Source organism: Vibrio sp. 1580, from assembly GCF_033340055.1.
Genome location: NZ_JAWOVT010000012.1, coordinates 101016 through 120535, shown reverse-complemented (window position 1 = coordinate 120535; position 19520 = coordinate 101016). Strand labels below are relative to the sequence as shown.

Genomic DNA, 19520 nt, shown 5'->3' with positions numbered 1-19520 from the left:
GGAAAAACCTAACTGCAATTAATAGTTTTATTGTTGAGATTGATTGCCCAACAATGCAATAGCTCGCTGAATATCAACATTCAAGTTGTTTACCCAACGATTGTAATTGCGGTGGATTTTGCCATCACTTGCTTTGAGATTTACTGAGTTGAGATAAATAATTGAGTAATATTTATTATTGTATGGGATTTTTACTTCTGCAGAGTGTTTACGAACGTGGATTTTTGCAATAAGAACACCAGGGCTTACTTCTTCGATCGTCCAGCCTCGGTTAGTTGCTGATTGCACTATGGCCATTTTTACTTGTTTATTTTGAAGATCATAAGCAACTGGAGTATCCTCCACATTCATTACAGGTTGTACTCGTCCACAACCAACAAGAAGCAAAGTTAATAATAACGAGACATACAGCTTAAAACGCGACATGATAATTTCCTTTTTATTGTGAATTTGGGTCAACCCCAATTTGTATCGAGCTGTAAAATAAACAATTTAACCCAATATGCCAAACTCGAAGATCAACATTTCGTTCAATATTGATGCGTGGACAGCGAATTCATTCGGTTTATCCGAATCCAATGAATGGAAACAATGGGCAACAGAGATAAAATGGCCAGAAGATGGCAAAATCAATGTTGCAAATATTCCTGCGATGATGCGCAGAAGAATGAGCCCACTCAGTAAACTGGCGGTACAAACTGCAATCGAAATGCTTAATCAACATCAAGTTGATTACCTTGTATTTTCAAGCCGTCATGGTGAACTGCATCGCAGCGTCGCACTAGTTGAAGATATAATTAATGGAGAAGAGGCGTCTCCGATGGCTTTTTCTCAATCGGTGCACAATACCGCCGCAGGGCTTGCCACTATCGCAACTAAACAACCCATTCCCCTAACTTCTATCGCTGCGGCAGAAAACACATTCCAAAGCGCAATATTAGAAGCATGGTTGTTTTTGTCCGACAATCCTGACAAAAAAGTACTGCTTGTTGATTTTGATGAGCCTATGCCTGACTCTTATTTAGAATATGAAAACCAACAATACCAAGGGTTTGGACTTGGCTTAATACTTTCTCATGGAGACAAGTTCGCGATACAAAGCTCCATAAACGCAGAACGTTCCGGTCATCCTCTTCCTCAAGGTTTAGTATTTTTGCAACAATACTTGTTAGATAAAAGCCAGTGGACTATTTTCGCTCCGCAACAAGCTTGGGAATGGCACAAAAAATGACTCGCTTAAATCAGTATTGGCGTGTGCTAGCAACAGGCTTTTGTTTTTCAGTATTTGGGTTAGGTGGTTTAGTACTGAGCTTCATTGTTATTCCGACCATTCGTATTTTTGTTTCAGACCAAACGGAACGCGAATATAAAGTTCAAGGTGCGATTCGATATTCATTCAACACATTTTGTAAATTGATGAAGTTGAGTGGCGCAATCGATTATCAAATTATTGGTGCCGATATTCTTCAACAAGATCGTAATTGTTTAATTGTTGCCAACCACCCTAGTTTAATCGATTACGTTCTCATTGCTTCACAATTAAATCGCTGCGACTGTTTAGTAAAATCGGCAATATGGTCGAATCCTTTTATGAAGCACATCGTAAAAGCAGCCGGATATATTCCCAATGAAGCACCGGATGATTTATTAGCACTTTGTGATGAGCGATTTAACAAAGGCAACGTGTTGCTTATATTCCCTGAAGGAACAAGAACAACGCCAGGTGTAGAACCGAAATTACAACGTGGTGCAGCACAAATTGCGGTAAGAACAGAGCGAGATTTAAGGGTGGTCCATATTACGGTAACACCAAGTTTCCTCACAAAAGAGAAAAAATGGTATCAAGTACCGGCAACAAAGCCCTTTTTCAGGGTTGAAGTTAAGGATAAAGTTGAGATTACCCCCTTTATAAAGCAAACTACGTCGCCGACAATAGCGGCGCGACGCTTACAACAGCACCTAGCTGAAAACATTTTTCCAGAAAACTTTTATTAATAAGCAGGTCCCAGTGGAACAGTTACACAACGACATTAAGCAACTTATTATTGATGCTTTAAACCTTGAAGATTTAACCGTAGATGATATTGAAACGGATGCACCACTTTTTGGTGATGGACTTGGCTTAGATTCTATCGACGCGCTTGAGCTTGGACTCGCAATAAAAAAACAATACAACATCGTTATTGATGCCGACGACTCAAATACGCGCAAACACTTTGCGTCTGTAGCAAATCTAGCGAAATACGTTTCTTCTCAAACTAATGAATAAGTTGTAGGTATATTCATGACTGATGTAAATAAAGATCAAGTATTTGAACAAGTTAAAGATGCGCTTGTTGAGCTGTTCGAAATTGACGCAGCCGACATTCAATCAGATGCGCACTTATACCAAGATCTCGATCTTGATAGCATTGACGCCGTTGATTTGGTCGTACACCTACAGAATGTCACTGGCAAAAAAATCAAGCCAGCAGAGTTTAGTGCAGTAAGAACCGTTGACGATGTGGTTAACGCTGTCACTGAGTTATTGAAGGAAAGTTAATGCGCCAATTGCTGACTGGTCTGTCTGCAATTGTACTGTTTGCCTACCCCTTCGCCGTCTATTTCGGTATAGATAAATTTGGCTTGAACTTAGTTGGGGGCTTGTTAATTGCTGCGTTACTTTTGCGTGTTTTCGTCGCAAATAAGACCCCACTAAAAGAGTTTAAGTTCTTGGCGCTCGTTACGGGCGCTGTTGGCATTGTCCTAATTACGCTTGGCATGGTGTTTAAACAACATGGGTGGCTTCAGTTTTACCCTGTCGTTGTCAATTTATGTATGCTGTGTGTATTTGGACTGAGCTTAAAACAGCCGCAATCGTTCATAGAGAGGCTTGCTCGCTTGCAAGAGCCCGACCTTCCGGCTAGTGGCGTGGCTTACACTCGCAAAGTGACGATGGTTTGGTGCGCCTTTTTTACGCTCAACGCTGCCGTTGCACTCTATACCTGTTTCCTACCAGTAAAAATATGGACGCTTTATAACGGCCTCATCAGCTACTTACTTGCTGGTGGCTTGTTCGCTGGAGAATGGATCGTGCGTCAATTTGTTCGAAAGGAACACTAATCGTATGAATACAACGTATTCGAGCTTTACCTCCCTTGCGACCTTGTTCATCGCGGAGAGGTCTGAGCAATCCCCAGTCTCTTACGATCGCGACACGGTTATCACGTGGGGTGATTTCCAGCAGCACGTCGCAACACTTACTCAGCAGCTAGAAACCCAACCAACGCAAAACATTGCGTTGTGTTTTGGCAACAGCTACCTGTTTGCCGTTGGCTTTTTTGCTTGTTGTTATGCAGGAAAATCCATTGTATTACCTGGTAATTACCAACCAGAAGCACTCAAAGAGCTCAGTGAGTACTACGATTTGTTGCTGCATGATGCCGATGTCTCGGCTCCAGAACTCGTGAGCTCGCTTTTGATCGAAGCTCAATCATTGCTAGAAACCACCGTGATTAGCGAGCCAGAGGCCAAACAACCTTATTTTTGGCGTGAATTAAACCTGGCAGAAATACCAGTAACGCTATTTACTTCGGGTTCAAGCGGCACACCAAAAGCCATTGCAAAAACGCTGAAACAGCTCGATATCGAAGTTGCTATTCTAGATAACCTATGGGGCGACACGGTTGCCAGCACACGCGTTGAAAGCACCGTTTCTCATCAACACATTTACGGCTTGCTGTTCCGCGTATTGTGGCCTTTGTGCTCCGCACGTCCATTTTCAGCACACAACCTTGAGTTCCCAGAGCAAATTGTCCATCACGCTGATGCTGACACCACGCTAGTAAGCAGCCCTGCGTTACTAAAACGACTCAGTGAAGAGCACGATCCGGTTGCGATTCGGTGTGTATTTTCTTCTGGTGGCCCCTTGCCAAACCAAGCGGCGCAGCACAGCCAGGAGTTGTTTGGGTCACTTCCTATTGAAGTGTTTGGCAGCACAGAAACCGGCGGCATCGCTTACCGTCAGCAGCACGTAGCTAGCACTCCCTGGACGTTATTCCCTGGTGTTGAAGCCGAGCTTAACCATGAAAATTGTTTAAAGCTCCGCTCGCCACACATTGATGAAAACACTTGGTACCAAACTGCGGATGAATGCTATTTCCATGATAGTATTTCTTTTGAATTGCGTGGACGCACTGACCGAATCGTCAAAGTCGAAGAAAAGCGTATTTCCCTTGTCGAAGTGGAAAAACGTTTAGAGCAATTGCCGTGGGTTCAAGAAAGCGTGGTGATCCCAATGGAAGAATCTGGTCGCCTCACGTTAGTCTCGATCATCGTACTTAACGATCAAGGCAGCGATGTGCTTAATGAACTTGGTAAAGGCAAATTTTGGCTTGAGCTTCGCAAGGCACTGCGCAATTGGCTAGAACCGATCGCTATCCCGAGAAAATTCCGAGTGGTCGACGAAATTCCATTGAACAGCCAAGGCAAACGCCAAGTTGCTGAAATTGAAAAACTATTCCAATAAAGCTAGTAACATGGATAAAAGAAAACCAACTATTCAGAATATTGAAGTGAGTGACCATACCGCGGAGCTGTCGCTGCGAGTGGATGCTGACATCTTAGATTTCCAAGGTCATTTCAATCACTTCCCTCTTTTACCCGGCGTCACTCAAATTGATTGGGCGTTGTTCTACGCCGTTCAATATTTGAACACTCCCAAGGTATTTAAAGGAATGGAAGTCATCAAATTTCAAGAGCCGATTCTGCCAAACGCCGACGTTTGTCTCTCACTCTCTTGGGACAATGAGCGCGAGAAATTGACCTTTAAGTACACATCGAAAAACGGTGAAACCTTGGTGACTCACTCTTCAGGCAAAATGAAACTGGGTGAGTCACGTGAGTGATTACCGTCCCTGCTTTTTAATTCCTTGCTACAACCACGGCAGCACAATTGCAGACGTGGTGGCATCGTTATCCTCTTTCGCTTTGCCAGTGCTGGTCGTGGACGACGGCAGCAATGAAGACACCAAACAAGCGCTTTCTGCTTTGAGTGAACAAGGGCTGATAAAACTGATTAGTTTGAGTGAAAACCAAGGCAAAGGTGGCGCGGTGATGGCAGGCCTACATCAAGCTCACCAACTTGGTTTTACGCACACCATTCAAATCGACGCAGACGGTCAACACGACCTAGAAGCATTGCCGAAATTGCTCAACGCCAGCGAAACAAAACCAGATAACCTGATTTCGGGCCAACCGATATACGACGAGAGCGTACCTAAATCCCGTTTGTATGGTCGCTACGCTACGCACGTGTGGGTGTGGATAGAAACCTTGTCACTGTCTATCAAAGACAGCATGTGCGGTTTTCGCGCCTACCCAGTGGCGAAAACGGTCGCCGTGTTGAACAAGTACAGTATCGGCAAACGCATGGATTTTGATATCGAAATTCTAGTGCGAATGTACTGGGAAGGCGTCGACATTGATTTTGTTCCAACGCGCGTGATCTACCCTGAAGGTGGCATTTCCCACTTCGACGCATTGTGGGATAACGTCAAGATAAGCTGGATGCACACTCGCCTATTTTTTGGCATGTTGCCGCGCATTCCTTCGCTACTCGCCAGAAAGCGCCAAAACACAGATGACAGTAATGCCCACTGGTCGAAACGAAAAGAACAAGGCACGATTTTAGGCATCAAAACCTTACTCGCGGTTTACCGCTTGTTCGGCAGAAAAGCGTTTGACCTGATTTTAAAATTAGTCATGCGCTACTACCACTTCACGGGTAAATCTGCCCGTGAAGCGTCTGAGATTTACCTGCAAAACTTGCAGTACTACGCAACGCAGCAGAGCATCGCACTACCAAAACAGTTGGACAGCTATCATCATCTGCTTTCTTTTGGGCGAACCATGCTCGACAAACTGGCAGCATGGCAAGGTGACTTTAACGTCGATAACCTAACCATTCACGGCCAGCATCATTTCGAAGAGATGGCGCAGAAAAAACAAGGCGTGCTCATTTTAGGCTCGCACCTTGGCAATATCGAACTCTGCCGTGCGCTTGGTCGTCGACACTCTCATGTCAAAATCAATGCCTTGGTATTTACCCAACACGCTGAACAATTTAATGCGGTAATGAAGGCGGTAAACCCAAATTCGGAACTGAATCTGATTCAAGTCAGCTCAATGGGACCAGACACCGCGATTCTGCTTCAACAAAAAATCGAGCAAGGCGAATGGGTGGTGATCGTTGGCGATCGCACTTCCACCAGCAAAGAAAATCGTGTCGTTTGGGCAGATTTTCTTGGTAAACCTGCACCATTCCCGCAAGGCCCATTCATGCTAGCCTCGGTATTAAAAGCGCCGGTTTACTTACTCTTCGGCCTACGCGACGATGAAGCGAACACTCCGCATTTTAATGTGTACTTTGAACACTTTAGTGACCAAATCACGCTACCGCGCAAGGAGCGTCAGCAGGCACTAGAACACGTTGTTCAACAGTACGCCCACAGATTAGAACACCACACACTGCAAGCGCCGTTACAGTGGTACAACTTTTTTAACTTCTGGACTTTAAGTAATCAGCCACATGACAAACAACAATAATCACAACATCACTTTTGGTGCCCAATCTTTAACCATCGAAGATGTCGTTGCCATTGCTCAAGGTGCAAAGGCAAACATGAACACCTCGCCAGAATTTACCGCGAAGATTGATCGTGGCGTGGCGTTTCTGGAACGGTTACTGAAAGAAGAAGGCGTTATTTACGGCGTAACCACGGGTTATGGTGATTCATGCACCGTGGCGATTCCACCTGCTCTTGTGGATGAACTTCCGTTGCACCTTACGCGCTTCCATGGCTGTGGCTTAGGTCAAATCCTTTCTCATGAGCAAGCTCGTGCGGTGTTGGCGACACGTTTATGTTCATTGTCGCAAGGCGTATCTGGCGTGTCTCACGATCTGTTGAACCAAATCGTTGCGCTTATCAACCACGACATTGCGCCGCGTATTCCACAAGAAGGCTCGGTGGGTGCAAGTGGCGATTTAACGCCTCTGTCTTACCTAGCGGCGACCTTAATTGGCGAGCGTGAAGTGCTTTACAAAGGCGATGTGCGACCAACACAAGAAGTGTTTGCAGAGCTGGGCATTGAACCAATTCGCCTAAAACCAAAAGAAGGTTTGGCGTTAATGAACGGTACATCCGTGATGACTGCCCTCGCCTGTCTTGCCTACAAACGAGCAGAATACCTAGCGCAGCTTTGCACCAAGATTACCGCGATGGTCTCTGTGGGTATGCAAGGTAATGACTTCCACTTTGATGAAGCGTTGTTTGCGGTAAAACCTCACCCTGGTCAACAGCAAGTTGCGGCTTGGCTGCGTGATGATCTCAATGCTGAACGTCCGCCACGCAATAGCGACCGACTGCAAGATCGCTACTCGCTGCGTTGTGCGCCACACGTGATTGGCATGGTTCAAGACTCACTGCCTTGGCTACGTCAATTGATTGAGAATGAACTAAATAGTGCCAATGACAATCCAATTATCGATGGCGACAACGAGCGCGTTCTGCACGGCGGTCACTTCTACGGTGGTCATATCGCAATGGCGATGGACACATTGAAAGTGAACATTGCCAACTTAGCTGATTTGCTGGACCGTCAGATGGCGCAACTGATGGATTACAAGTTCAATAACGGCCTGCCGTTTAACTTAACCGGTGCAGAAGGCGAGCGTAAACCGATCAACCACGGCTTTAAAGCGGTTCAGATTGGTATCTCAGCTTGGACGGCAGAAGCGTTGAAAAACACCATGCCAGCGAGCGTTTTTTCTCGCTCAACCGAATGTCACAACCAAGACAAAGTGAGCATGGGCACCATTGCGGCTCGTGATTGCCTACGCGTACTTGAGTTAACAGAGCAAGTTGCTGCGGCTTCACTCCTAGCAAGCGTTCAAGCGGTTGAGATTCGTCGCCGTCATAACGAATTGGACGAACACCACATGAGTCAGAGTTTGCGAGTAATTCGTGACGCCGTACTGAGCGAGTTTGAATTTGTGATTGAAGATCGCCCGTTAGAACAAGATTTGCGTCATTTCATTGAACGCATTCAGCAACGTCATTGGCCACTCTACGCGGAGGTATAATGCAAGAGCAGGTTCTCTACCCATTAGAAGCGGAGGTGACTATGGTCACCTCATTCCAAGATGCTGACCCGATGGGCGTGATATATCACGGCAACTTCTTTCGGTATTTTGAAGAAGCGCGTCGTGTGCTGATGGAGAAGATCCAATACAGCTATCGCGATATGCAAGACTCTGGGTACATGTGGCCGATCATCGACACGCGCGTTAAATACGTCAAGGCGATTCCGTTTAATCACACCATTCGCATTACCGCGCAACTCACTGAGTGGGAAAACCGCTTACGTGTGGATTACGTGATTTACGACGCCGAAACGAATCAACGTATGTGCAAAGCGCATACAACGCAAGTCGCCGTATCCATTGAAAAGCAAGAGATGTGCTTTGTGTCTCCAGCAGTCTTTTTAGATAAAGTAGAGCAATGGCACAACCATGGGAGCCTGAACTAATGCAAAAGTGGTTACTCTCTTTTTTGTTGATATTTTCTGTTCCAGCACTGGCCACACCGACTGCAAACGTAACGGATTTGGCATCGCTTCAGCAGCAGTTGTCTCAGCATGAAATCGTACGCGGAGATTTTACGCAGCAGCGTCATCTGGAAATGTTCAGTCAACCTCTAACCTCTAAAGGTCAGTTCACACTGAGCAAAACACATGGCTTGTTGTGGCAACAAACAGAACCTTTCGCAGTCAATTTGGTATTGACGGAAAACAAACTTCGTCAGACTTTTGCCGACCAAGCACCGAAAACGATCTCTGCACAAGAAAACCCAATGGCATTCTACTTTAGCCACGTGTTTTTATCCGTGTTCCACGGGGATACTTCTGCACTGCAAGAACAATTCACACTCGATTTTTCAGTTGAGAACAATCAGTGGCAGCTCGTTTTAGTGCCCAAACAGTCGCCATTAAATGCGGTGTTTCAATCCATCACTCTTTCCGGTAAAACGCACATAGATCGCCTAACCCTACAAGAGCTGCGTGGCGATAAGACCGAAATCACGTTTGCTAACCAGACCTCTCTACCTCAGGAACTCACGGATGCCGAAGACGCTCAATTCCGTTTCTAAACTCAGTCTCGGCACTCACACCTTTGCTCTGGTTTGGCTCAATCTCGTTGTTTTAGCGGGCGCGTTGCTACTCAAACAATGGGTTTGGAGTGCAGAATCTCCGATTGAGACCAACATTTTAAAACTGTTGCCGAAGAACCAACAAAACCCAGTGGCTGAGCAAGCCTTTGAGTCGGTCTCGGCAAGTATGAGCGACAAAGTCATTTTCGTGATCACAGCGCCGGACAAAAATGCCCTTTTTGCAGCGGCCACTGAATTTGATAAGGGGTTACGACAAAGTAATCATTTTCGCGATGTGGTGGGGAAAATCTCACCTCAAGAGCAGCAAGCTTGGGCGAGTTACTACTTTAAGCACCGTTTCCAATTGCTGACGCCTGAACAACGAGAGCGTTTAAGCAAAAATCCAGAGCAGCAAGTGCAGCATGTAATTCAGTCTCTGTACAACCCGTTTTCTGGAGTGACCGGGCAAGAGTTACAAAATGACCCTTTCTTGTTATTTCGTGATTATTTAAGCCAAGTTACCCAGCAATCTTCCTCTTTCCGGTTGGATAACGGCTATCTATCCGTCGAAAAAGACGGTGCTCAATACTTGCTTATTACTGCTGAGATAAAAGACTCGCCTTATAGCCTAACTGGGCAGCTTGCAGTCCCTGATATTCAAGCGCTAGAACAAAGCGTCGCGCAGAAATATGGCGCTGAAGTCGCACATACTGGCGTTCTATTTTACGCCGACTTTGGTACGCAAAGTGCAAAATCGGAGATCAGCACCATCGGTGTGTTCTCTCTGCTCGGTATCATTGCATTGTTCGTGTTGGTCTTTCGTAGTGTGATGCCACTGTCTCTCGCGCTGCTTTCCATCACCATTGGTTTGCTCGTTGCGTTGTCCGTTACGACGTGGATTTTTGGAAAAGTCCATCTGTTCAGCTTAGTGTTTGGCGCAAGTTTAATCGGCGTGTCTATCGACTACGCATTCCACTACCTAACCGAACGTCTTGCGGCGGGAAATGAATGGGATAGCGAGCAAGGGTTAAAGCATATTTTCATAGCTATCACACTTGGCTTAATCACCAGTTTGATCGGCTATTTGGGCATGTTAGTGGCACCGTTTCCTGGTTTGCAGCAGCTTGCGCTGTTTTCATCCATTGGTCTGATTGCCGCTTACATCACAGTGGTAGCTTGGTATCCGATACTGGCTCGTAACCCATCGCGCACCATTTCGACTTTACCGGGACAATCACTGTTGGCGAAATGGTTAACGCTTTGGAATCAACCTCGAATTAAAGTCGGATTACCGATGTTATGTGTGGTTGCGAGTGGCTTTTTCTTGCTGCAATTGAACTACGATGACGACATTCGTCTGCTGCAAACGATGCCGAAAGATCTCAAGCAGCAAGAAACCTTGATTACGACGCTCAGTGGCATGCAATCTTCGCAGCAAATGTTGGTCGTTACCGCCGACGATGACGAAAGCCTAATGAAAAAGCTGGAGTCTTTGACACCAACTTTAGAAGCGTGGAAAGCGGAAAGCACCATCGAAAGCTACCAGAGCCTGAGCCGCTACTTGAGCTCAGTGGAACGTCAGCAACAAGACTATCAATTGATTCGCGATCTTTACGCGACACAATCCAGCCCACTTACTTCCGGGTTGGGCTTAAGTAAAAAGCCCAAAATGGACGCCGACTTTATCCCTGTTACGGTTGAACAGTACTTGCAAAACCCGGTATCAGCGCCTGTACGTTTTCTTCATTTGGGTAAAATTAAAGAAAAATCGGCAACGGTTGTGGTGTTAAACCAATTGCAAGACTCCGCTGTTGTTAAGGCATTTGCCAAATCACAGTCTGATGTTGTTTACCTAAACAAAGCTGAAGAAATATCCGCCCTATTTGGTGAATACCGAATCAAAATCATGGAGCTATTGGCAGCCGCCAGTGCTGTGATCTTTCTGGTATTAATCAAGCGGTACGGTCTGCAACACAGTTGGCGAGTTTTACTGCCATCATTGATTGCTTGCGCCTGCGGTCTGGCAACTGCTGTCGCGATGGGAACAACATTAAACCTGTTCAACTTGCTTGGCTTGGTGCTCATTCTTGGTATCGGGATCGATTACACTCTGTTCTTTGCCGAGAAAGCCCGCAGTGTGAGCACACTATTGGCGATCACCCTTTCGGCAATCACCACTGTGTTGTCATTTGGGTTGCTGTCACTAAGCCAAACTCACGCGATTCACAGTTTTGGCATTACGGTGTTAAGTGGTATTTTTGTCGCTTGGCTGCTCTCTCCGATTGCAATTAAAACAGAGGAAACGACGTCATGATTTTCAATCACGCCTTTCGCTGCGCGACGTTATTCGCACTGAGCCTGTTTTTAAGTGCATGCAGCTTGGTCCCTCACCAATCGACGCCTCAGGTCGACATTGACGAGCACACCCAAGTTAGCTTACCCACTCCCGCAAGCTTGGGCTATCAGTTGTCTGCCAGTCAGTTAATTACGGCTTCTTGGGCAATAGATGGTAAAACCACATCTGAGCAACTTCCGGTACAACTGCAAGTGACCAACAACGAAGTGGTGCTGGCAGGCTTCTCATCCTGGGGGACAAGAGTACTCTCACTGTCTTACGATGGAGAACAAATTCAAACCGAAGTGCTCAACGGTTTACAAGGTTCGCTACCGCAGCCAGAACAGGTATTATTTAACCTGATGATCACGCTCTGGCCGAGTTCCGCTTGGGAAGGATCGTTAAATGAGGTAAGGTGGCGAATTATTGATAAAAATAATTCTCGCGCCATCTTTGATAGCGACGGTGAAAAGATCATTGAGATTCAATACAGCTCTTCTAACAAGTTAGAGGGTAAGATTGATTTTCATCACCTCAAACATCAGTTTTCAATTTCTATTCAAACACTGCAACATCAGATTAATTAAGAACAATTTAGAATAACAATATGCCTATTCGCTCTTCTCAACCTTTGTATATTCAGGCCTGTGGCTTTCACTCTGCCATGGGACAAGATGATGCGCTCATCCACCAGTGTTTATCGGGAGCGAAGCCATCCAACATGGTGGTTGACCGAGATATTTTAAATTCAGGCCGCCAAACAGTAATCGGTCGAATTGCACAGACGTTACCGCAATTACCGACCGCACTCAGCCAGTTTGATACGAGAAACAACCGCCTCGCACTTTCGGCTTTGCAGCAAATCGAAGGCGACGTGCGTGACGCCATGGCTAAATATGGTCGTGACCGTATCGCAGTCGTGATCGGCACCAGCACATCTGGCATTTCAGATGGCGAAATCGCATTTGGTGAAAAGCTGGCAAAAGGTAATTTTCCTGCCGACTACCATTACACCAAACAAGAGCTTGGCAACTGCAGCGATTTTATTGCCGCCTACTTTGATTTGAGCGGCCCACATTACTCAGTTTCAACCGCCTGTTCTTCTAGTGGCCGTGTCTTTTTAACCGCGCAACGCATGATTCGCTCTGGCATTGTTGATGCGGTTATTGTGGGTGGTGTGGATACCATTTGTCGCCTCACACTAAACGGCTTTAACGGTTTAGAAGCTCTATCCGATAGCCTTTGTAAGCCGTTTGATCAACATCGCAACGGCATCAATATCGGCGAAGCCGCAGCATTAATGTTGCTAAGCAAAACACCTGCGCCCGTTGCTCTTCTCGGAGCTGGCGACAGCTCAGACGCACACCATATTTCCGCACCACATCCAGAAGGGTTAGGCGCAGAAGAAGCGATGAAAAAAGCGTTGGCCAATGCAGGACTTACAGCGCAAGACATTGGTTACATCAACGCGCATGGCACAGCAACGCCGTTAAACGATGCGATGGAAAGCAAAGCCATTCATCGCTGCTTTGGTGACTCCGTTCCCGTAAGCTCGACAAAGCCACTTACCGGACACACATTAGGCGCAGCAAGCGCAACGGAAGCCGCGATCGCTTGGCATATTCTCAAGTACAACCTTGATTTGCCAATACAACACTGCGAAACCAAAGCAGACGATATCCATATATCGTTAGTTGAGACGCCAACCAAACTCGGTAACAAAGCGATTCTCAGCAACTCTTTTGCTTTTGGTGGCAATAATATTAGTCTTATTTTTGGTTACTCTCATGACTAAACTTCCTCCCATCGAACAACTTTTGCCACACGACAAACCAATGATCTTGGTTGATCGTGCTTTGGATGTTCAACAAGATACGATTCACTGCCAGGTTGATATCGCAGAACACAACCCGTTCTTCGACTCGGCCTCTCAAACTGTGCCAGCTTACGTTGGCATTGAGTTTATGGCGCAATCTGTCGCGGCGTGGTCTGGTTACCACGCATTAATGAAAGAACAAGCGCCACCGATTGGCTTTTTACTTGGTAGCCGTCGATACACGTCTGAATGCGATACGTTTTCTCGCGGACAGGTGCTCGATGTGTATGCTGAAAAAGTTATGGAAGATAACGGTATGGCGGTTTTTTCAGCCCGTATTGAGCTACAAGGAACTGTTGTAGCGACTTGCCAATTGAACGTTTACGTTCCATCAGAAGAAAAATTACAAGAAATGAAAATCAGGAGTCAACAATGACCCGACAAGTCCTCGTTACAGGTGCCAGCAAAGGCATCGGTAAAGCCATTGCCGTTCAATTAGCCAAAGATGGTTTCCAAGTCATTGTCCATTACATGGGCGATCAGCAAGGCGCGCAAGACACCCTAAACACCATCGAACAGCATGGTGGTAGCGGTCGTCTTATCCAATTCGACATCAGTGACCGTGCAGATTGTCGTGAGAAGCTCGAAGCCGATATCGCCGAACACGGCGCTTACTATGGCGTCGTAAACAACGCTGGCATCACAAAAGATACCGCTTTCCCTGCGATGACCGAAGAAGAATGGGATGGTGTGATTCATACCAACTTAGATAGCTTCTACAACGTTCTTCACCCTTGTGTTATGCCAATGGTGCAAAAGCGCAAAGGCGGCCGAATTGTTACGCTTGCATCAGTCTCTGGCCTAATGGGGAATCGTGGTCAAACTAACTACAGCGCAGCGAAAGCGGGCGTAATTGGTGCAACAAAATCACTCGCGCTTGAACTGGCAAAACGCAAAATCACCGTCAACTGCGTTGCTCCAGGGCTTATCGACACAGGCATGGTAGACGAACACGTGAAAGAACACGCGATGCCGCAAATTCCTTTGCGCCGCATGGGAGAGCCAGAAGAAGTTGCTGGTTTAGTCAGTTACCTTATGTCTGACATCGCAGGCTATGTAACTCGCCAAGTCATTTCGGTAAACGGAGGCCTAGTATGAGCCGTCGAGTTGTTGTAACCGGAATGTCAGGCGTGACTGCGTTTGGTAACGATTGGCAATCTGTCGAACCAAAACTGCGTGATTGCCAGAACGCGACGCAATACATGCCTTCTTATGAACAGTATGATGGGTTGAACACCAAGCTCGCGGCACCAATTTTAGATTTTGAACTGCCAAAGCACTACAAGCGCAAGCAAGTACGCGGCATGGGGCGTGTTTCCAAATTGGCGACCGTCGCAACAGAAAACGCACTAAGCCAAGCAGGTTTGATTGGTAACGACGTACTCACCAATGGTCAAACGGGTATCGCATACGGCTCATCAACAGGCAGTACTGACGCAATCGGCGCATTTGGTGTCATGCTGAATGAGAAAACCACTAAAGCGATCACCGCAACGACTTACGTGCAAATGATGCCGCATACCACGGCAGTGAACGTTGGTCTATTTTTCGGTTTGAAAGGCCGAGTGATCCCAACCAGCAGTGCATGTACCTCTGGCAGCCAAGCAATCGGCTACGCCTACGAAGCGATCAAGCACGGCTACCAAACGGTCATGGTTGCTGGTGGCGCTGAAGAATTGTGCCCAACGGAATCCGCTGTCTTCGATACCCTTTTTGCCACCAGTCTAAAGAATGAAGACCCGAAAAGCACACCAAGACCTTATGACTCCGATCGCGATGGTTTGGTGATTGGTGAAGGTGCGGGAACGCTAGTTCTGGAAGAGTACGAACACGCCGTCGCTCGTGGCGCGAAAATCTATGCAGAAATCATCGGTTTTGCCAGCAACTGTGATGCCGCACACGTCACTCAACCACAGATGGAAACCATGCAAATCTGTATGGAAATGGCTTTGCAAAACGCGAGCATTCCTGCTGAGAAGATCGACTATGTATCTGCTCACGGCACTGCCACCGACCGCGGCGATATTGCGGAAAGCAACGCAACAGCGAATGCTCTGGGCAAAGTGCCAATAAGTTCACTCAAGAGCTACTTTGGCCACACACTAGGCGCCTGTGGCGCGATTGAAGCGTGGCTAGGTTTAGAAATGATGCACACAGGTTGGTTTAACCCAACGCTCAACCTAGAAAACCTCGACGAGCAATGTGGCGATTTAGACTACATCGCCGGACAAGGCCGAGAGCTGGACGTGAAATATTTGATGAGTAACAACTTCGCCTTTGGCGGCATCAACACCTCCATCATCTTTAAAAAGATGTAATTCCCTTAGTAAATGCAAAGCGCTGGTTAACCAGCGCTTTTTTGTTGGTGGCTATCCAGATTGCTAGAAATTGCAATGACTAGAATGCCATTCAAAAGTTGTAGATAGAGTGGCAATTACAGCCAAAAACCTAAAAACGACAAAGCCCCGACAACTCAAAGAGTTATCGGGGCTTTTGAATAAATGGCACGCCCTATTGGATTCGAACCAATGACCACATCCTTAGAAGGGACGTGCTCTATCCAGCTGAGCTAAGGGCGCGCTACAGGGACAGGATTATACGAGTTCAAACGGGTAAATCAACGGGTTTTCATAACATTCTGATCTGAATGCCTAAAAAAAGTCCATTAAAACGCTTAATGTTCAAAAACACCACAAAGCAAACGTTTGCGTATGGATGTTGATAAGAAATTCTGCGACAATGCGCCGCAGATAATCTGCCTTCTTAATTTATAAGGAAAGTCATGACTGCTCAAAATATAGACGGAACTCTCATTTCCCAAACTGTTCGATCCGAAGTGGCTGCACGTGTTAAAGCACGTGTTGAAGCTGGGCTACGTGCTCCTGGTTTAGCAGTGGTTCTAGTTGGTGAAGATCCTGCTTCTCAGGTTTATGTCGGTAGCAAACGCCGCGCATGTGAAGAAGTTGGGTTTGTTTCTAAGTCTTTTGACCTTCCTGCGTCTAGCTCAGAAGAAGAGTTACTAGCGCTGATTGATGAATTAAACAATGATGATGAAATTGACGGCATTCTAGTGCAATTACCCCTTCCTGCAGGTATAAACACAACACATGTTTTAGAGCGCATTCACCCAGAGAAGGACGTGGATGGCTTCCACCCTTATAACGTTGGCCGTCTTGCGCAACGTATTCCAAAGCTTCGCTCTTGCACGCCAAAGGGCATCATTACCCTACTCGACCGTTACAACATTGAGCTACGTGGTAAACATGCGGTTGTGGTTGGCGCATCAAACATTGTTGGTCGTCCAATGACACTTGAGCTGCTGCTTGCGGGCTGCACAACAACAACATGTCACCGTTTTACCAAAGACCTAGAGAGTCATGTGCGTCAAGCTGACGTTGTCGTGGTTGCGGTTGGTAAGCCTAACTTCATCCCTGGTGAGTGGATTAAAAAAGGCGCAGTGGTGGTCGATGTCGGTATTAACCGTCTTGACTCAGGCAAACTAGTTGGCGACGTGGAATACGACAAAGCACGTGAAAGTGCGAGCTTTATTACTCCTGTTCCTGGTGGCGTTGGCCCAATGACCGTCGCAAGTTTAATTGAGAACACGATGCTCGCTTGCGAACAGTTCCACACAGACAAATAACGTAAAACTTCAGATACGAAAAAGGCTCCGCAAGGAGCCTTTTTGCTAATTGTTGATATCTATTTCAATTACAGACTTAAAATCACGCCCGCAATCGAAGCGCTCATTAAGTTCGCCATGACACCAGCGATAATCGCACGGAAACCATGCTTAGAAACAAATGCACGCTTTTCTGGTACCAAAGAGCCCAACCCACCAATCAGCATCGCCATGCTTGAGATATTTGCAAAGCCACACAAAGCAAACGTCACGATTGCTTGTGAGTGTTCACTAAGTTGAGACTTCACTTCTGCAAGCTGGATGAAAGCGACGAACTCATTCACCACAATCTTGTTACCAATCAGCGATCCTGCTGTGGTTGCTTCTTGCCATGGTATACCCAACAACCAAGCGACTGGCGCAAACACAAAACCTAGGATTAGCTCAAAACTTAAGGGGGTCCCAATAAGATCACCTATCCAGCCTAACATGCCGTTTAGCATTGCAATGACACTGATAAATGCCAGTAACGTACCACCGACCGATACAGCAATGCGTACTCCCGCCATGGCACCATCGGCTAATGCTTCTACTACGTTGGTTGCACGTGGAATTTCAACTTGGCTAATGTCGATATCTGCTGCTTTATCCGTATCTTCTGGCATTAAAATTTTTGCCATCAACAAGCCGGCAGGTGCAGACATAAATGCAGCAGCAATAAGATAGTTGAGGTCGACACCCAGTGATGCGTAACCAACCAACGTTCCGCCAGCAACTGACGCTAAACCACCTGTCATAACTGCAAAGAACTGCGAGTCAGTCATGTGTTTTAGGTAAGGCTTTACCATTAATGGTGCTTCAATGGTGCCAACAAAGATATTCGCCGTAGCAGACAAAGACTCAGCACGACCGATACCCAGCAGCTTTTGAATACCACCACCGATAAAGTTAATGATTTTTGGCATCACACCAATGTGATAAAGACCTGAGATAAGAGAGGAGAAGAAAACGATGATACCCAGAACATTGATCGCAAAGGTGAAGCCCCCTGTCGCCAAATTACCGAATAAAAACGCAATGCCCTCTTGACCATAGTTGATCAAATTCGACACAACACTGCTCACTGAATTCAGCGCATCTCGTCCTGCTGGTACATATAAAACCAACAACGCAAACAGTACCTGCAAAGCAAACGCAAACGACACTGTTCTCAGCTTTATATTTTTTCTATTTGTAGAAAGTAGCCATGCTAGGAATAGTATGGCTACGATACCAATAATTGAGTTCATAAAATGAATCCGACAGAAGGGGGATATGGAAGGCACCGGATTGTATAGCGGACTCAAAATGCTGCAAGTTGAGGATGTTAACAGTGTGAAAAGTTTAAGCGACCAATAACTGACCAACAAAATAACCAATTGAATTTATTAAAGATAAACGTTTGCTTATTTTAATTATTTCCATATGGAAAATATGTTTCTGGTTCAGGAAAAATTTTTGTGAAGTGAATCACCTTATGTGTCGTTCTACAACGTCATTGATCCTGTTATTTAGGAATAGAGATGTAAGGCGCCAAACGTTGGTCCCAATGACAAGGGTTGCCGATCTTCTGTTTGATAAAGTTAATCACTGCGGATATTTTTTTTGGCATATGCTGGCGGCTTGGGTATACCGCATAAAACGGCATCGACTGGCTGGCTTTCCAGTCAGGTAACAGCTGTATTAACTTACCCGTTCTAAACTCATCCCCCAGCAAGTAAGTGGCAAGGTAGGCAATACCCCAACCTGCAATAGCCGCATCCCGAACGGCTTCTGCCAGATCCACTGAATAGTTACCCGAGACTTTTACATTCAATTCTTGCTGATCTTTGGTAAACGCCCACCCCGTATAGTCACGCTCCCAGCTTCTGTATATGAGGCAGTTGTGAGCAGATAGGTCATCCGGTTCTGCTGGCGTGTCATGTTTCAATAAGTAATCTGGCGATGCCGCAACAACAAACTGGCAATCCGTCAAACGCTGCGCAATGTAACCTTCAGGCAAATGCTCGTTGTTGGTTACCCATAAATCGAGCCCTTCGGCTAACATATCGACCTTATAGTCAAACAGATGTACTTCCACTTGAAGTTGAGGATACAGTTCGCGTAACTCTTGAATCGCTGGAATAATGTGTAAGGTACCAAATGATTGCGACAACCCAAGACGTACCAAACCTGCTACTTCATCCCGCTGGGTTTCCATCTCTAATGTGGCGCTGCTCACCGCTTGTACCACTTGCTCACAGTGATGAAAAAAGGTTTTCCCTGCCTCAGTCGGCGTAAAGCTTCGCGTAGTGCGTTGAACAAGCTTGATACCAAGAGACGCTTCTAACTGACTCAACTGTTTGCTCACATGAGACACCGACACGCCTAAGCTCTTTGCAGCAGCTGTGAAGCTTTTGTGTTTAAGAAGAGCGGAGAAAATCACCATTTGTGCGGCACGTTCAGATAACACGCTTTACC

Annotated in this window: 21 protein-coding genes and 1 tRNA gene; 18 read left to right on the top strand and 4 right to left on the bottom strand. The window is 46.3% G+C overall.

What is annotated here, in order from left to right; all coding sequences use genetic code 11:
- Nucleotides 1–27 precede the first annotated feature (27 nt).
- The gene (locus tag R7093_RS18530) at nucleotides 28–426 is read right to left on the bottom strand and encodes a hypothetical protein (protein WP_005382272.1); all 399 of its coding nucleotides are present in this window, start codon (nucleotides 424–426) and stop codon (nucleotides 28–30) included.
- A gap of 76 nt (nucleotides 427–502) precedes the next feature.
- On the opposite strand from R7093_RS18530, the gene R7093_RS18525 reads away from it, so the two are divergent.
- From R7093_RS18525 to R7093_RS18445, 17 genes are read left to right on the top strand one after another with little or no spacing between them, the layout of a single operon-like run.
- Nucleotides 503–1231 (top strand): beta-ketoacyl synthase chain length factor, encoded by a 729-nt coding sequence (locus tag R7093_RS18525; protein WP_017819930.1) that lies wholly within the window; start codon nucleotides 503–505, stop codon nucleotides 1229–1231.
- Complete coding sequence (locus R7093_RS18520) at nucleotides 1228–1995, top strand: lysophospholipid acyltransferase family protein (RefSeq protein WP_005388305.1); 768 nt, start codon at nucleotides 1228–1230, stop codon at nucleotides 1993–1995. The genes R7093_RS18525 and R7093_RS18520 overlap by 4 nt, the downstream gene beginning before the upstream one ends.
- A gap of 13 nt (nucleotides 1996–2008) precedes the next feature.
- A complete protein-coding gene (locus R7093_RS18515) occupies nucleotides 2009–2269 on the top strand; it encodes a phosphopantetheine-binding protein (RefSeq protein ID WP_248524861.1) in 261 nt (86 codons plus the stop codon).
- 15 nt (nucleotides 2270–2284) lie between these two features.
- Complete coding sequence (locus R7093_RS18510) at nucleotides 2285–2542, top strand: acyl carrier protein (protein ID WP_005382279.1); 258 nt, start codon at nucleotides 2285–2287, stop codon at nucleotides 2540–2542.
- Nucleotides 2542–3102 (top strand): hypothetical protein, encoded by a 561-nt coding sequence (locus R7093_RS18505; protein ID WP_104978906.1) that lies wholly within the window; start codon nucleotides 2542–2544, stop codon nucleotides 3100–3102. The genes R7093_RS18510 and R7093_RS18505 overlap by 1 nt, the downstream gene beginning before the upstream one ends.
- Nucleotides 3103–3106: 4 nt before the next feature.
- A complete protein-coding gene (locus tag R7093_RS18500; RefSeq protein WP_248524859.1) occupies nucleotides 3107–4507 on the top strand; it encodes an AMP-binding protein in 1401 nt (466 codons plus the stop codon).
- 10 nt (nucleotides 4508–4517) lie between these two features.
- Entirely contained in the window at nucleotides 4518–4886 is a 369-nt protein-coding gene (locus R7093_RS18495) for a (3R)-hydroxymyristoyl-ACP dehydratase (protein ID WP_005396010.1), read from the top strand.
- Nucleotides 4879–6585, top strand: a complete 1707-nt coding sequence (locus R7093_RS18490) for a glycosyltransferase family 2 protein (RefSeq protein ID WP_248524857.1) — start codon at nucleotides 4879–4881, stop codon at nucleotides 6583–6585. The genes R7093_RS18495 and R7093_RS18490 overlap by 8 nt, the downstream gene beginning before the upstream one ends.
- Nucleotides 6569–8122, top strand: a complete 1554-nt coding sequence (hutH, locus tag R7093_RS18485) for a histidine ammonia-lyase (RefSeq protein ID WP_170966928.1) — start codon at nucleotides 6569–6571, stop codon at nucleotides 8120–8122. The genes R7093_RS18490 and hutH overlap by 17 nt, the downstream gene beginning before the upstream one ends.
- Nucleotides 8122–8568: an acyl-CoA thioesterase gene (locus R7093_RS18480; RefSeq protein ID WP_005388315.1), complete on the top strand. Its 447-nt coding sequence runs from the start codon at nucleotides 8122–8124 to the stop codon at nucleotides 8566–8568. Before hutH ends, R7093_RS18480 begins: the two co-directional genes overlap by 1 nt.
- The gene (locus R7093_RS18475; RefSeq protein WP_025587200.1) at nucleotides 8568–9188 is read left to right on the top strand and encodes a LolA family protein; all 621 of its coding nucleotides are present in this window, start codon (nucleotides 8568–8570) and stop codon (nucleotides 9186–9188) included. The genes R7093_RS18480 and R7093_RS18475 overlap by 1 nt, the downstream gene beginning before the upstream one ends.
- Nucleotides 9160–11502, top strand: coding sequence for an MMPL family transporter (locus R7093_RS18470; RefSeq protein ID WP_318146775.1), 2343 nt, complete (start codon nucleotides 9160–9162; stop codon nucleotides 11500–11502). Before R7093_RS18475 ends, R7093_RS18470 begins: the two co-directional genes overlap by 29 nt.
- On the top strand, nucleotides 11499–12110 hold the full coding sequence (locus R7093_RS18465) for a DUF3261 domain-containing protein (RefSeq protein ID WP_005382290.1): 612 nt from the start codon (nucleotides 11499–11501) through the stop codon (nucleotides 12108–12110). Before R7093_RS18470 ends, R7093_RS18465 begins: the two co-directional genes overlap by 4 nt.
- Nucleotides 12111–12130: 20 nt before the next feature.
- The gene (locus R7093_RS18460) at nucleotides 12131–13318 is read left to right on the top strand and encodes a beta-ketoacyl-[acyl-carrier-protein] synthase family protein (protein WP_318146774.1); all 1188 of its coding nucleotides are present in this window, start codon (nucleotides 12131–12133) and stop codon (nucleotides 13316–13318) included.
- Nucleotides 13311–13775, top strand: a complete 465-nt coding sequence (locus R7093_RS18455; RefSeq protein ID WP_017634799.1) for a hotdog family protein — start codon at nucleotides 13311–13313, stop codon at nucleotides 13773–13775. Before R7093_RS18460 ends, R7093_RS18455 begins: the two co-directional genes overlap by 8 nt.
- Nucleotides 13772–14497, top strand: coding sequence for a 3-oxoacyl-ACP reductase FabG (fabG, locus tag R7093_RS18450; RefSeq protein WP_005388326.1), 726 nt, complete (start codon nucleotides 13772–13774; stop codon nucleotides 14495–14497). The genes R7093_RS18455 and fabG overlap by 4 nt, the downstream gene beginning before the upstream one ends.
- A complete protein-coding gene (locus R7093_RS18445; RefSeq protein ID WP_033906903.1) occupies nucleotides 14494–15717 on the top strand; it encodes a beta-ketoacyl-ACP synthase in 1224 nt (407 codons plus the stop codon). Before fabG ends, R7093_RS18445 begins: the two co-directional genes overlap by 4 nt.
- 184 nt (nucleotides 15718–15901) lie before the next feature.
- On the opposite strand, the gene R7093_RS18440 is transcribed toward R7093_RS18445, so the two are convergent.
- A tRNA-Arg gene (locus R7093_RS18440) sits at nucleotides 15902–15978 on the bottom strand.
- Nucleotides 15979–16181: 203 nt separating this feature from the next.
- Between R7093_RS18440 and folD the strand changes: the two genes are divergently transcribed.
- Nucleotides 16182–17042, top strand: a complete 861-nt coding sequence (folD, locus tag R7093_RS18435) for a bifunctional methylenetetrahydrofolate dehydrogenase/methenyltetrahydrofolate cyclohydrolase FolD (RefSeq protein ID WP_054702170.1) — start codon at nucleotides 16182–16184, stop codon at nucleotides 17040–17042.
- A gap of 68 nt (nucleotides 17043–17110) precedes the next feature.
- Here the strand turns inward: folD and R7093_RS18430 are convergent, their stop codons facing one another.
- On the bottom strand, nucleotides 17111–18310 hold the full coding sequence (locus tag R7093_RS18430) for a NupC/NupG family nucleoside CNT transporter (protein ID WP_005382298.1): 1200 nt from the start codon (nucleotides 18308–18310) through the stop codon (nucleotides 17111–17113).
- 257 nt (nucleotides 18311–18567) lie between these two features.
- Complete coding sequence (locus tag R7093_RS18425) at nucleotides 18568–19512, bottom strand: LysR family transcriptional regulator (protein WP_005382299.1); 945 nt, start codon at nucleotides 19510–19512, stop codon at nucleotides 18568–18570.
- Nucleotides 19513–19520 lie beyond the last annotated feature (8 nt).